Genomic DNA, 14,547 nt, shown 5'->3' with positions numbered 1-14,547 from the left:
GTAAAGTAGGGGCGAACGTTTTGAGAGTAGCAATGACTAGTGATAATCACTTTGACATTAATAAGGTGGATATTGAACAAACGCTGGTGGAGCAAGCACAGTACCTTAAGGAAAATCACGTGGCAATTTACTTAATTGCGGGGGACTTATTTAATAAGTTCGACCGGAGTAAGGCATACGTGGAAAAATTGCAGAAACAATTACCGGAGACTAAAGTATTTTTCATTGCTGGTAACCACGATATGCTAAATGATATTGATTACGCTGGCTTAGAAAATCTAAAACATCCCCAGTATTTACACAACCAATTCTATGACGTTCCGGGAACCGACTGGCGTATTATTGGCAACAACGGCTGGTATGACTACAGTTTTGCAGATAATGTGGACAAAACACCCGAACAATTTTGGCGGTGGAAAAAGACATTTTGGGTAGATACCGCCATTGATCAGCCGATCTCCGATCTGGAACGGATGGATCGTGTTTTACAGCAAACGGAACGGCAACTGCAAGCGGCTCAACCTAAGTCGGTACTTTTTATGACTCATTTTGCGGTGCGGCATGAATACATTCGGTATACGGATGACTATCGGTTTTGGAACATGGCTAACGGGATGATGGGCAGTCGCCGAATGGAACAATTACTGGCAAAATACCAACCAAAAATTATTTTATCTGGACACCTACATTTTCACTATAAACCTCTTGCAACAGCTGGCGGGATATATTATAATAATTCAGTCGGATATCATAAGAGACGAATCAACGAGTGGAATTCGGATAATTTTATTACTGAATGGGCTCAGCGATTACTTATAATTGATCTTGAATAAATTTAAAAAAAGTTTCAAAAAAAGCTTGCAAAATTCTTCGAGATTAGTTATTATAATTAAGTCGGATAGATAAGACGACAACTTATATGGAAGGGTAGCGAAGTCTGGCTAAACGCGGCGGACTGTAAATCCGCTCCTTCGGGTTCGGTGGTTCGAATCCACTCCCTTCCACCATATTGGGCTATAGCCAAGTGGTAAGGCAACGGGTTTTGATCCCGTGATGCGCTGGTTCGAACCCAGCTAGCCCAATCAGTTAAACTCCATGTCGATGACGTGGAGTTTTTTTGTGCGCTCTTTTATTGCAGTTTTGATCTCAAAAGTGGTTATTTGAACGATAAGCTTTGCATAATCAAACAATTAAGTAGTTATAGAAAAAGTTATTTCATGATCCTTTTTAGAAAACGCTTTCACAAAGTACGGTATCGTATTATAATAAAGGTAGTGAAAATAAATCTTTAGCTTGGTTGGGAGGTAGTTGAAATGCGTGCAGCAGTTGTTAGAGACCAAAGTGATGGGTACGTTGATATTGTTGAAAAGCAATTGCGTCCGATCAGAGACAATGAGGCTTTAGTTGACGTTGAATACTGTGGGGTTTGTCATACGGACCTGCACGTGGCGAACGGTGACTTTGGTGAACAACCTGGTCGGGTGATTGGTCACGAAGGAATTGGCATTGTGCGGGAAATCGGTGCGGACGTCCGTAGTTTAAAAGTGGGAGATCGGGTTTCCATTGCCTGGTTCTTTGAAGGCTGTGGGCATTGTGAATACTGTACCACCGGGCGAGAAACTTTCTGCCGGGAAGTTAAAAATGCTGGATACACAGTTGATGGTGCCATGGCGGATCAAGTGATCGTAACTGCGGATTACGCAGTAAAGGTGCCGGACAATTTGGATCCGGTGGCGGCCAGTTCGATTACATGTGCGGGCGTAACCACCTATAAAGCAATTAAGGAATCTAAAATCCGTCCTGGCGAATGGCTAGCAGTTTTTGGGGCTGGTGGATTAGGTAATCTGGCGATCCAATACGCAAAGAATGTATTTAACGCGAAGTTAGCGGTTGTTGATATCAACGATGAGAAGTTAGACCTAGCTAAAAAATTAGGTGCAGATTTAGTAATTAATTCTGCCAAGGACGATCCTGCCAAGGTCATCCAAGAGCGGTGCGGCGGCGCGCAAGCAGCGGTAGTAACGGCGGTAGCCAAGGTAGCCTTTAACGCCGCAGTAGATTGTCTGAAGGCTGGTGGAGTGCTGGTTGCCGTAGCTTTACCAGTAGACACAATGGACCTATCAATTCCCCGGGTCGTCCTAGATGGTATTGAAGTGGTAGGTTCCTTAGTAGGCACCCGTAATGACTTAAAAGAAGCCTTCCAGTTTGCGGCGGACGGACAAGTAAAGCCGATTGTTCAAACTCGTCGGTTAGACGAAGTTAACGATATTATTGATGAAATGCGTGCTGGACAAATTGAAGGACGGATGGTCGTTGACATGCATAAATAGTTGATACAAATCAATTGAATTTTAACGAGGTCGTAGAATGCGACCTCGTTTTTATATTTAAGGAAACCTCAGCAATTAGAGAAGTGTTAAACCTTCATAAATATTGCTTAACTAGCGCCGATTTAATGATAAAATTAAAATAATTAACGAAAAAGCGGGGGAATACAAATGAAACTTGGATTTATTGGCGTTGGAAACATGGCCAAAGCAATTATTGGTGGATTAGTAAAAAAAGATGTCGCTGGTAAGGATATTTTGGTCCACAGCGCGCACCCACAAAATTACGAAACTTTTGCAAAGCAACATGGATTAACCGCGTTGTCAGATAACACGGCGGTAGCCCAACAAGCAGACGTAATCGTTTTGGCGGTGAAGCCAACGGTGATTAAGCGCGTTGCTGAAGAAATTCAGCCGGCACTAACTGAAGACAAATTAGTAGTTTCAATTGCTTCTGGAGTTAGCTTAGCGGACTTACAAGCAGTTTTAGGTACTACCCAACCAATTTTACGGGTAATGCCGAACGTGAACGTTGAAATTGCGCAAGGAATGACAGCGGTCAAAGCCACGGGCGACCTTAACGCTGCTCCGTACCAAGCGGGGGTTGAGTTATTTGCTCGGATTGGAAAAACCATGGAAGTTGCCGAAAATGATTTTCCAATCTTTGCAGCACTTGCAGGAAGCGCACCAGCCTACGCCTACCTATTTATTGACGCACTTTCCCGGGCGGGAGTTAAATATGGGTTAACTAAGGCTGATGCTACTAAAATTGCTGCGCAAATGGTTCAAGGCAGCGCGCAAATGGTGCTTAATAGCGATGAGGTGCCATACGCATTGATCGATAAGGTTTCTTCGCCGGGCGGAACCACCGTGGCAGGTTTGCTGGCAATGGAAGAAGCTGGGTTTAGTCCCGCCGTAGTAAAGGGAATCGACGCAACCGTGGCAAAAGAAAACGGTTAAGGTAATCTTGTTTTTTGGTCTATACCGATATATAATGAAGCTAGATTAACTTAGAGGAGGAAAATTCATGAGTACAGTTTTACGACATGCGACAATTTATACGGGCCTCGAAAAGATTGATGACGGCTACATTCGATTTGGTAAGACCATCGAAGCAGTTGGCCCAATGAGCGAGTATAAGGCACAGGGTGACGATGAAGTTTATTACGCAGGGGGCAAAATTATTGTTCCAGGCTTCATTGACGTGCACACTCACGGTGGTTACGGATTTGATGCGATGGACGGCGATCCAGAACAAATCAACGAAATGGTAAACCAAGCGGTAGTCAACGAAGGGGTTACCAGTTTCTTCTGTACCACAATGACCCAATCCAACGAAAACATTGAGAAATCAATGCGGGGCGTGGCAAAGGCCGCGGAAGAGAATCCCGTTATCCAAGGAGTTCACTTGGAAGGTCCCTTCATTTCGGCGAAATACAAGGGTGCTCAACCAGAAGAATACATTAAGGATCCGGATGCAGCACTGCTTGGTAAATGGAACGAGCTTTCAGGCGGCCGGGTGAAATTAATTACGATTGCACCTGAACACGCGGGCTCCGACGCATTTGAAGCATACTGCTTGGATCATGGAATTGTTCCTTCAGTCGGACATTCCAACGCTACTCGCGCACAGTTGCTAAATAGTACGGTTACTCACGCCACCCACTTATACAATGCCCAACGTGAATTTAAGCATCGTGAACCAGGGGTTACGGGACACGTAATGTTGGAAGACAACATCTACGCGGAATTAATCTGTGATGGTTTCCACATCGTTCCCGACATGTTAAAACTGGCTTATGAAGTTAAGGGTCCGGAACGGATCGAATTGGTTACCGATTCAATGCGTGCTAAAGGGATTGCCGAAGGAGAAAGCGAACTTGGTGGACAAAAGGTTTACGTAAAGGACAAGCAAGCTCGCTTAGCCGATGGTACGTTGGCCGGATCAGTGCTATCCTTTGACGATGCCTTCCGGAACGCCATGAAGTTCTTTGGTTGTGGAATTGCCGAAGCTGTTCAAATGAGTTCGGTAAACCAAGCGCGTGAATTTGGCTTAGATTCTAAAGGAACCCTAGAAGTCGGTAAAGACGCCGATTTAAACGTCTTCGACGGCGACCTTAACAAGTTAGAAACTTACAGCTACGGTAAAAAGTTTGCTAAGGAAGATTAATAGTTAAAAACAAGTAGGAGTACAATCATGAATTCACCGGTATATATTCAGATTCATAATGAAATCAAGAAGGCAATTGAAGCAGGAAAATGGAAAGTTGGGGAGCGGATTCCCGCCGAACGGGAACTGTCAAACCATTTTAAAGTTAGCCGAATGACTTTACGCCAAGCGATTTCAACTTTGGTTGATGAAGGGATTTTAGAACGTAAGGTGGGTTCGGGAACGTACGTTGCCAGCCAGAAAGTTCAGGAAAAAGTTTCTGGAGTGACCAGCTTTACGGAACTAACGGAAGCCCAAGGTAAGAAGCCGTCAAGTAAGACGATTTCTTACCATACTAGTGAGCCATCGTTAAGTGAGATTGAAAAATTAAAGTTAGCGGATGGAGATTTAGTACTCCGAATGGAACGGATCCGGTATGCGGATGGGGTACCGATTTGTTACGAAACGGCGACCATTCCCGAAAAATTAGTTACTAATTTTAGTAAATCTGAAGTAACCAAGTCGTTGTACAATACTTTGGAAGAACGCGCAGGGTTGGTGATCGGCCGTGCTGAGCAAACCGTGTCGGCGATGTTAGCTTCTGAAAAGGTTGCAGAATACCTTGACGTTAAACGGGGAGCAGCAATTTTACGGCTCCATCAGGTGTCGTACGCCCAAGATGGGACGCCATTTGAATACGTGCGAACTCAGTACGTAGGTGAACGGTTCGAATTTTATTTAAATCGTTAAAGATGAGTGGTAAGGAATTGGGACAGTTGATTCCCAAGCCACAAAAAACGAGGGTTAGGTTCTTTTTAAGAACTCTAATCCTCGTTTTTTTGTGTGGATAGTTACTTCCGGTTGGCCCACCACGCCTTAATCATGAAGACGGGGAGCACGATTTGCCGTTTGATCCGTCGTGGATCGGTGATTAAACGGTACAACCACTCTAAGTTGTGGTTTTGCCAAAATTGCGGTGCCCGCTTGACCGCCCCGGCAAAGACGTCGAAGCTGCCCCCGATGCCCATCCAAATTGCCGGTGCCAGATGGCGGGATTTTTGAATGAACTCTTCTTGCTTCGGAAATCCGGTAGCCACGAATACCATTGCGGGTTGGGTGCGTTGAATTTCAGTTTGAATGGGGGCGAAATCAGCAAAATAACCATCGTGAAAACCAGCCACCTCAACATGAGGATACTGGCGGTTAACTTTGGCAATTACTTGGGTAATCACGTCCGGTTTGCTTCCTAGGAAGTAAATTCGCGAGTGGTGGGCGTTCCCCCAACGTAAAAGCTCTTCGAAAAGCTCGTATCCAGTCACACGTTCAGGTAAAGGAACGGCAGTGTGTTGGGTTGCTTTCACGACGCCAATGCCGTCGGCGACCAAGTAATCTGCTTGGTGAAGAATCTGGGCATAGGCGGGATGCTTTTTAGCGTACATAATAATTTCGGGGTTAGCGGTGACCACGAAACGGTTCTGGTGGGCCGCTAAATCAGTATGTAATTGTTCTAAAAATTGGGCTTGGGTTGTTTGTAAAAAATTAAACCCCAAGACGTTGGCGGTTGGAAATTTCATAATTAACGGTTCTCCTCACGATAAAATTGCGATTTGGCGCATAAATGATAAAATTAAAACAATGTATTTTATGTCCACCGGTAAATTTAATACTTTAAAAAATAAAGAGTAGGAGCATAATCATCATGGTACAAGAATTTCCAGATGACACATTAACTTTACACACAGACGCTTATCAAATCAATATGATTCAAACTTATTGGGAAAAGGGAATCCATAACCAAAAGGCAATTTTTGAAGTTTTCTTTCGAAAGATGCCCTTTGACAATGGATACGCAGTTTTTGCTGGGCTAGAACGGGTGATTGACTATATTGAAAATCTCCATTTCTCAGCAAGTGATATTGAATATCTTCGGGAAGTGGGTGGCTACCCGGATGACTTTCTAGAATTTTTAAAGAACTTTCATTTTCGAGGAACCATCCGCTCGGCAGTAGAAGGCGACCTAGTTTTTAATAACGAACCGATTTTACAAGTTGAAGGGCCGCTGGCCGACTGCCAACTGGTGGAAACGGCAATCTTAAACGTAGTTAATTACCAAACCTTGATTGCAACCAAGGCGGCACGGATTAAGTCCGTAGTTGGTTCAGATAAATTATTAGAATTTGGTACGCGCCGTGCCCAAGAATTTGACGCGGCAATTTGGGGAACCCGAGCTGCTTACATCGGGGGCTTCGATGCTACTAGCAACGTTCGGGCCGGAAAGAAATTTGGGATTCCAATTAGTGGAACCCACGCTCACGCAATGGTGCAATATTACATGAACGACTACGATGCGTTCAAGGCTTATGCAACGACCCACCATGATTGCGTCTTTTTGGTCGACACCTTCGACACCCTCAAAAGTGGGGTACCTAACGCCATTCGGGTGGCTAAAGAAATGGGCGACCGGATTAATTTCCTTGGAGTACGGATCGACAGTGGTGACATGGCTTACCTATCTAAACGAGTTCGCGAACAATTGGATGAAGCGGGTTATCCAAACGCTAAAATCTACGCTTCCAACGATTTGGATGAAAAGACCATTCAAAACTTAAAGATGCAGGGAGCCAAGATTGAAGTTTGGGGCGTGGGTACCAAATTAATTACCGCTTACGACCAACCCGCGTTAGGGGCCGTTTATAAGATGGTTTCCATCGAACGGGACGGAAAAATGGTCGACACCATCAAATTGTCTAACAATGCTGAAAAAGTTTCTACACCAGGCAAAAAGCAGGTTTGGCGAATTTCTCGGCGGGCGGATGGTAAATCAGAAGGGGATTACATTACGCTTTGGGATGAAGATCCTCGCGAAAAGGATTCGCTATACATGTTCCACCCGAACTATACGTACATTAATAAGACGGTGACTGACTTTGAAGCCCGTCCGTTACTACAAACCATCTTCAAGGACGGCGAGTTAGTCTATGACCGACCATCCTTAGCAGAAATCAAAGAATTCTCTCGGCAAAGTTTAGATTCCTTATGGGATGAATACAAACGTGATTTGAATCCACAAGATTATCCGGTGGATCTTTCACAAGAGTGTTACGACCACAAGGTTTCCATTATTAAACGCGTTCGAGATTACGTAAATCAACTTAAATTTTAAATATATGGGGGGCGTAAAAAATGCGCAAAATGCAACAAGAAATTATTGAAGCTTTACGGGTTCAACCAACAATTGACCCAGAAAAGGAGATCCGACGCAGCGTTGATTTTATGAAACGCTACCTAAAAAGCGTTCCTAGCCTACGTTCGCTAGTATTGGGAATTTCTGGCGGGCAGGATTCCACCTTGGCCGGAGCGTTAGCACAAATGGCAATTCGGGAGCTCCGGAAAGAAACCGGCAATGCCGATTACCAATTTATCGCGGTGCGCCTACCTTACGGAGTGCAAGCTGATGAATCGGACGCTATGAAAGCAATTGAATTCATGCAGGCGGACCGGGTGGTACGAATTGACATCAAACCGGCTGCAGACGCAATGGTAGCCGCTATTGAGGCAACTGGAGTTCAGGTATCTGATTTTAACAAGGGAAACATCAAGGCTCGGCAACGGATGATTGCCCAATACGGTATCGCCGGGGAAACCGCGGGAATCGTGGTGGGAACCGACCACGCGGCCGAATCGGTGACCGGATTTTATACCAAATTTGGGGATGGCGGTGCGGACATCGTTCCGCTATGGCGCTTGAATAAGCGACAGGGCAAGGCGATGCTTAAAGCGTTAAACGCGCCCGTTGAGCTTTACGAAAAGGTGCCCACGGCGGACTTAGAAGATGAACGTCCAGCATTACCGGATGAAGTCGCGTTAGGCGTAACTTACCAAGACATTGATGATTATCTAGAAGGTAAGGAAGTTAGCGACGCAGCGGCTGAAAAAATTGAAGGTTGGTACCAACGGACCGCCCATAAACGTGCTTTGCCGTATACCGTTTTTGATAAATAAATCGTTAAGTTCAAGGCCCGTCACTTGTAAAGGGAAAATAATTTCCGGTATAATGTGGATAACATGAGGGAGTAACTTGCAGCTTAGCTGTGGTAATGTCATCAGCAAGAAAAAATCTGGTATTACCTTAAATTAGTGAGACTCATGTGTGTCGAGAAGTGTTTTTCGACGCACATGGGTCTTTTTTTAAACTTTAATATCCCAAGTTAAATGGAGGAAAGAGAATGAAGGCAAGTAAGTTAAAGGATTGGCAACGGACCGTTGAGGATACCGTGGTTGAGCAAGACGCTCGGTTATCCGGACTCACGGCCGCCGAAGCGCAACGACGGTTGGAAAAATACGGTAGTAACGAATTAGCTACTAAGAGTAAAACGACTTTGCTACAAAAGTTTTTGGCCCAGTTTAAAGATTTAATGATCATTGTGTTACTCGTGGCCGCCTTAATCTCAGTATTTGTGGGCGAAGGAGTCGACGCTTTGATTATCTTGCTGGTAGTGGTGTTAAACGCAATCTTTGGCGTTTTTCAGGAATCTAAGGCAGAAGAGGCTATTGATGCGTTAAAAAGTTTGGCTGCTCCGCAAGCCAAGGTTGAACGGGATGGCCAAATCCAGCAAATTCAGAGTACCGATTTGGTTCCGGGAGACGTGGTCATTTTAGAAGCTGGGGACGTGGTGCCGGCCGACCTACGCCTAATAGAATCAGCTTCCATGCAGATTGAAGAATCGGCGCTAACGGGAGAATCGGTCCCGGTAAATAAGCAAACGGCGGCCCTAGATGACGAACAGCTTCCCCTAGGCGACCGCACCAACCTCGCCTTTATGAATAGTAACGTTACTTTCGGACGCGGAAAGGGAATTGTGATTCATACCGGCATGGCAACCGAAGTGGGTAAAATTGCCCGGTTAATTAACGATGCTGATGAAACCATTACTCCTTTACAACGCAACCTGACTAAGTTAAGCAAGACGTTAACGTGGTTGATCTTGGCCATTGCGGTGGTGGTGTTTGCGGTCGGTATGCTACGGGGCCAAGAAAGCTTAATTGACATGTTGCTAACCGCAATTTCGCTTGCGGTAGCGGCCATCCCTGAAGGCTTACCAGCAATCGTTACAATCACTTTAGCTTTGGGTACCCAACGGATGGTTAAACGGCATGCAATCATTCGAAAACTCCCGGCAGTGGAAACTTTAGGTAGTACGCAGATCATTGCTTCGGATAAAACGGGAACCCTCACCCAGAATAAAATGACGGTTGAAAAACTTTTTGTGGACAACCAGCTAATGGATGCCACAGCGGTGGCTCCTGATTTCCAATCCAAGTTGTTTGACCTAATGATTTTAAACAACGACACGAAAAAAATTGACGAGGATTTGGTGGGGGACCCTACTGAAACGGCCTTGATTGCGTTCAATGACCAGCGGGGGTACTCTAGTGCCGCGGTAATTGACCAGTACCAGCGGGTCGCTGAAGTACCGTTCGATTCAGAACGAAAGCTGATGTCCACAATCAATGCGTTGCCGGACGGTAAGTATCTGATTACCGTTAAGGGAGCGCCGGATGAACTTTTGAAACGGACCACCAAGTATGCAATGCCGGGTGCTGAATTGCCAATGGATGAAAATGAAGAGCGCCGAATTCAAGCCGTAAACCATGATTTAGCGTTGCAAGCAATCCGGGTACTGGGCTTTGCGTACCGGATTGTTGACGCGGTTCCCGAAGAATTAACCAGTGCGGTAGTGGAAAACGAGTTAGTTTTTGCGGGATTAGTGGGGATGATTGACCCAGAACGTCCCGAAGTGGCACAAGCTATTCAAGAAGCCCACGCCGCGGGAATCCAAACCCTAATGATTACTGGGGATCACCGTGATACCGCAGGTGCAATTGCTAAACGGTTAGGGATGATCACCGATGCTGAAGTGGACACGGCGGTGGTTACTGGCGCAGAACTCGATCAGCAAACCGACGAACAACTAGCAGATCACGTAGCAAATTACCGGGTTTACGCCCGGGTGGCTCCCGAACACAAGGTCCGGATTGTGGATGCTTGGCAAAAGAAGGGCAAAGTGGTGGCGATGACCGGGGACGGCGTAAACGACGCCCCATCCTTAAAACAAGCGGATATCGGGGTGGCAATGGGAATTACCGGAACCGAAGTTTCCAAAGGTGCTAGTGACATGGTGTTGGCCGACGACAACTTTGCTACCATCGTAGTGGCGGTTGAAGAAGGGCGTAAAGTATTTGCTAATATTCAAAAGGCGATTCAATACCTCTTATCAGCTAACCTTGGGGAAGTTTTGACCCTGTTCGTAATGACGATGATGGGTTGGCAAATTTTAGCACCAGTGCACATTCTGTGGATAAACTTGGTGACCGACACTTTGCCTGCCATTGCTCTAGGACTTGAGCCCGCAGAAAAAAACGTGATGCAGCAACCGCCACGCGATAAAAGATCTAGTTTCTTATCGGGTGGGGTGGCCGGAAACGTGATTTATCAAGGGATTCTGGAAGGAGCCATCACCCTATTTGTTTACGCAATGGCGTTGGCTTTCCCAGACCATTCTGGTAGTGCACAGATCCATGCCGATGCCTTGACCATGGCGTTTGCAACGTTAGGCTTGATCCAGCTTTTCCACGCCTTTAACTCGAAGTCGATTCACGGCTCAATTTTCCAAGCAACCACTTGGAAAAATAAATTCTTTAACTGGGCGATCCTCATCGCGTTTGCTTTGTTAGCAATTACGATTGTGGTACCAGGCTTCAACGACCTTTTCCACGTTAGTCACCTAAACTTACACCAGTGGTTGATTGTAATTGGGGCATCTTTATCAATGATTGTGATTGTGGAAGTGGTAAAATTAGTTCAACGAACTTTAAAGAAAACACGGGGAAATTAAGATGAAGGTAAGTATTCAAGCATACGCAAACACCATTTCAAAGTTAACGGAGAAGTTAGAAGAGGTCGGTTCCAACGTGGATCCGTTCTTTCAAGAACTAAAGAAAGCTGGTCAGCTAGGAACGGTGGAGGAAATTAAGCAACAATTTCAAGTGGCAACCGAGCAGTACCAAGCGTTAGAAAAAATGATTAGAAACGCTAAAGTGCCTGCAAAATTAATCGGCAAACATCAACTATTGAAACGCCACCTAAAAGAATATGTTGAACAATGTCAAAAAATGGTTGATGCGGTAGATGCTCAGGCTAAAAAGTTGGACGAAGAAGCATTTCAAGCGTCTGAGCGTGCTCAGGAAGCTGCAATGGAACAAATGACTAAAACATTAACCAAATTTATGAGTAGCTTAATGGGCTAGGACAAGCCTAGGTTAGTTAGTAAAAAATTAGTTTAAGGAGGAGGCTGGAAATTTTTCCAGCCTCTTAGCTTGTGTTAAAAGTATTAACGAAGTGGGGTTTAAATTTGGAAGCAGATATTTTAAGTTTGGTAGAAAAGCAGTTGCCTGCTTACCGTCCGCAACAAATTCGGGCAACGTTGGAGATGTTGGACGAAGGAAATACGGTGCCGTTCATCGCACGTTATCGTAAAGAGCGGACCCATAGTCTTGATGAAGTACAAATTCGCGAAATCCAGGCGGCTTACCACCAAACGGAAACGTTGGAAAAGCGGAAAGCCGAAGTTTTAAAGCAGATTGAAGAACAGGGAAAATTAACTGCAAGTTTAAAACAACAAATTAAGCAAGCCACAACCTTAACTACGGTAGAAGATTTGTATTTACCGTACAAGCAAAAGCGGCGGACTAAAGCGACAATTGCTAAGGAAGCTGGTCTGGAGCCTTTAGCAGCGTGGGTATTAACTTTTCCCCAACGGGGTTTACAAGAGCGGTTTGCGGCTGCGGTTAACTCGTCGACGGGATTAAGCTCCGTAGAAGATGTGGAAGCAGGAATTCACGAAATTTTAGCCGAAGCCTTTGGCGAACAGGCGGAAATGCGGGCGTGGATTCGTAAATATACCCAACATAACGGTACGTTAGTCAGCAAAGTTAAGCGTCAGGGAAAAGAAATGGATGAAAACGGCGTTTACGCGATTTACTACGATTTTCAAGCGGCGCTTACTCAATTAGCTCCCCACCAAGTGTTAGCAATTAACCGTGGGGAAAAGGAAAAGATTCTGCGGGTCAAAGTCGCGGTGGAAGAAGCGGCAATCGAACGCTACCTAAACTTTCGCTTAGTGCAAAAGCACCGGGGCCCGGCAGTGGCAGTGGTCCAAGCTGCTTATCGGGACGCTTACAAACGGTTCATTGGTCCGGCAATTGAACGAGAAATGCGTGCGGAACTGACGGCAATGGCCGAACAACGGGCGATTAAAGTTTTTGGGGAAAACTTGTACCACTTGCTAATGCAAGCGCCACTCAAGGGCAAGGTGGTGCTCGGGTTTGACCCTGCTTACCGTACTGGTTGTAAATTAGCGGTAATTGATGAAAACGGGAAGTTCTTAGATAAGTTAGTGATCTACCCACACCGCCCGGCTCCCCAGGCTAAACGGGCTGCTGCGGCTGATCAACTGAAGGACTTCATTGAAAAATACCATGTGGAAATGATTGCGATTGGAAACGGGACAGCTAGCCGGGAATCTGAAGAATTCGTGGCTCAAGTCATCAAAACGATTGCGCGTCCGGTTTATTACGTAATCGTCAACGAAGCCGGAGCTTCCGTATACTCAGCTAGTCCGGCTGCTCGTGCAGCGTTTCCTGATTTACAAGTGGAAGAACGTAGTGCAATTAGCATTGGCCGGCGTTTACAAGATCCGTTAGCAGAGTTGATTAAAATCGATCCCCAAGCGGTAGGAGTCGGCCAATACCAACACGACGTAGCCCAAAAAGATTTACGCGAACAACTAGACCACGTGGTAGAGACCGCGGTTAACCAGGTGGGGGTCAACTTAAATACCGCCAGTCCAGAGTTATTGACCCACATTTCGGGGTTAACTAAAACGACGGCGCAAAACATCGTTAAGTTTCGGGAAACCAACGGCAGTTACCGAACCCGACAAGAAATTAAATCAGTTCCACGATTGGGACCTAAAGCATACGAACAGTCAATTGGTTTTTTGCGGATTGTTGATGGGGACGATGAGCTCGATAATACGGGAATTCATCCAGAAAGTTACCCGGTGGTTAAGGCCCTGATGAAGGAACTGGGATTAAACCTGCATGATTTAGGGACTCCGGCTTTTAACCAAACGTTGCAACAGGTTAAGGTCGCACAATTGGCAGCCCAGCTGCAGGTGGGGGAAGAAACGCTTCACGACATCCTCGAAGAACTACAAAAACCGGGGCGGGATTTACGGGACGAAATGCCCGCACCGCTATTACGCTCCGACGTATTAACCTTAGAAGATCTTCAACCAGGGATGCAGCTGCAAGGCACCGTCCGCAACGTTATCGACTTTGGCGCGTTTGTGGATATTGGCGTTAAACAGGACGGATTGGTACACATTTCTAAGCTTAAAAAGGGCTTTGTTAAGCACCCTAGTGATGTGGTGGCGGTCGGAGACATCGTCACCGTTTGGGTAGAAAGCGTGGATACTAAACGAAACCGGATCCAACTCACCATGGTCCCGGATGAAGAACAATGACTGATCTAGAGTTAACTCAATTAACGCGCCAACTGGCTAAACAATTTTTTGATCAGGAGTTCCCTTATGAAGCGCGGTTTAACCGCCGTTTAAGGACGACGGGCGGTCGCTACTTTTTGCGTGATCACCACATTGAAATTAATCCCCTCATGTTAAGTGAGTTTGATGAAGCGACTTTGGTGGGCGTAATTAAGCACGAGTTGGTGCACTATTGGCTACACGTACACCATGAAAAGCCGGACCACCGCAACCCACATTTTAAGGAGTTGCTGCAACGGACCGGGGGATTACGCTACGCTCCAGTGACGTCTAAGCGCCGGACTGCTGCAACGGGGCGATTAGTATACCAGTGTGAAAATTGTGGTCAACTTTATCATCGCCAACGCCGAATCAACGTGCGACGCTACGTTTGTGGGCGTTGCGGGGGCCGGTTAAGGTTAAAACACTAATAAAAATATTTTTATAAAAAACACTTGCTAGCTAA

The 14,547-nt window shown here is 45.8% G+C and carries 12 protein-coding genes and 2 tRNA genes; 13 read left to right on the top strand and 1 reads right to left on the bottom strand.

What is annotated here, in order from left to right:
• The first annotated feature begins 32 nt into the window (after positions 1–32).
• The 7 genes from NYR25_07675 to NYR25_07645 all read left to right on the top strand — a co-directional run bounded on the left by NYR25_07675 (position 33) and on the right by NYR25_07645 (position 5,226).
• Positions 33–833 carry a metallophosphoesterase gene (locus tag NYR25_07675; protein UWF34727.1) on the top strand — a complete coding sequence of 267 codons (801 nt, stop codon included), beginning with the start codon at positions 33–35 and terminating at the stop codon, positions 831–833.
• 88 nt (positions 834–921) lie between these two features.
• Positions 922–1,007, top strand: a tRNA-Tyr gene (locus tag NYR25_07670).
• Between the two features lie 3 nt (positions 1,008–1,010).
• Positions 1,011–1,082, top strand: a tRNA-Gln gene (locus tag NYR25_07665).
• A 231-nt stretch (positions 1,083–1,313) separates the two neighbouring features.
• Positions 1,314–2,330, top strand: coding sequence for an alcohol dehydrogenase AdhP (gene adhP, locus NYR25_07660; protein ID UWF33460.1), 1,017 nt, complete (start codon positions 1,314–1,316; stop codon positions 2,328–2,330).
• A 168-nt stretch (positions 2,331–2,498) separates the two neighbouring features.
• A complete protein-coding gene (gene proC, locus NYR25_07655) occupies positions 2,499–3,287 on the top strand; it encodes a pyrroline-5-carboxylate reductase (protein UWF33459.1) in 789 nt (262 codons plus the stop codon).
• 67 nt (positions 3,288–3,354) lie between these two features.
• Complete coding sequence (gene nagA, locus NYR25_07650; GenBank protein UWF33458.1) at positions 3,355–4,497, top strand: N-acetylglucosamine-6-phosphate deacetylase; 1,143 nt, start codon at positions 3,355–3,357, stop codon at positions 4,495–4,497.
• A gap of 27 nt (positions 4,498–4,524) precedes the next feature.
• A complete protein-coding gene (locus NYR25_07645) occupies positions 4,525–5,226 on the top strand; it encodes a GntR family transcriptional regulator (GenBank protein ID UWF33457.1) in 702 nt (233 codons plus the stop codon).
• Positions 5,227–5,327: 101 nt separating this feature from the next.
• On the opposite strand, the gene NYR25_07640 is transcribed toward NYR25_07645, so the two are convergent.
• Entirely contained in the window at positions 5,328–6,050 is a 723-nt protein-coding gene (locus NYR25_07640) for a WecB/TagA/CpsF family glycosyltransferase (GenBank protein ID UWF33456.1), read from the bottom strand.
• 125 nt (positions 6,051–6,175) lie between these two features.
• Here NYR25_07640 and NYR25_07635 point away from each other — a divergent pair, with 125 nt between their 5' ends.
• From NYR25_07635 to NYR25_07610, 6 genes are all read left to right on the top strand, one after another.
• The gene (locus tag NYR25_07635) at positions 6,176–7,639 is read left to right on the top strand and encodes a nicotinate phosphoribosyltransferase (GenBank protein UWF33455.1); all 1,464 of its coding nucleotides are present in this window, start codon (positions 6,176–6,178) and stop codon (positions 7,637–7,639) included.
• Positions 7,640–7,659: 20 nt separating this feature from the next.
• Positions 7,660–8,478, top strand: coding sequence for an ammonia-dependent NAD(+) synthetase (gene nadE / locus NYR25_07630; GenBank protein ID UWF33454.1), 819 nt, complete (start codon positions 7,660–7,662; stop codon positions 8,476–8,478).
• A 224-nt stretch (positions 8,479–8,702) separates the two neighbouring features.
• Positions 8,703–11,372, top strand: a complete 2,670-nt coding sequence (locus NYR25_07625; GenBank protein ID UWF33453.1) for a cation-translocating P-type ATPase — start codon at positions 8,703–8,705, stop codon at positions 11,370–11,372.
• 1 nt (position 11,373) lies between these two features.
• Positions 11,374–11,784, top strand: a complete 411-nt coding sequence (locus tag NYR25_07620; GenBank protein ID UWF33452.1) for a hypothetical protein — start codon at positions 11,374–11,376, stop codon at positions 11,782–11,784.
• Between the two features lie 104 nt (positions 11,785–11,888).
• On the top strand, positions 11,889–14,063 hold the full coding sequence (locus NYR25_07615) for an RNA-binding transcriptional accessory protein (protein ID UWF33451.1): 2,175 nt from the start codon (positions 11,889–11,891) through the stop codon (positions 14,061–14,063).
• On the top strand, positions 14,060–14,512 hold the full coding sequence (locus NYR25_07610) for a SprT family protein (protein UWF33450.1): 453 nt from the start codon (positions 14,060–14,062) through the stop codon (positions 14,510–14,512). The genes NYR25_07615 and NYR25_07610 overlap by 4 nt, the downstream gene beginning before the upstream one ends.
• The last annotated feature ends 35 nt before the right edge of the window (positions 14,513–14,547 follow it).

This window comes from Pediococcus acidilactici (assembly GCA_024970065.1).
Lineage (GTDB): Bacteria > Bacillota > Bacilli > Lactobacillales > Lactobacillaceae > Pediococcus > Pediococcus acidilactici_A.
Note: the sequence above shows the minus strand (reverse complement) of the source record. Positions and strands in the feature narration are given on the sequence as shown.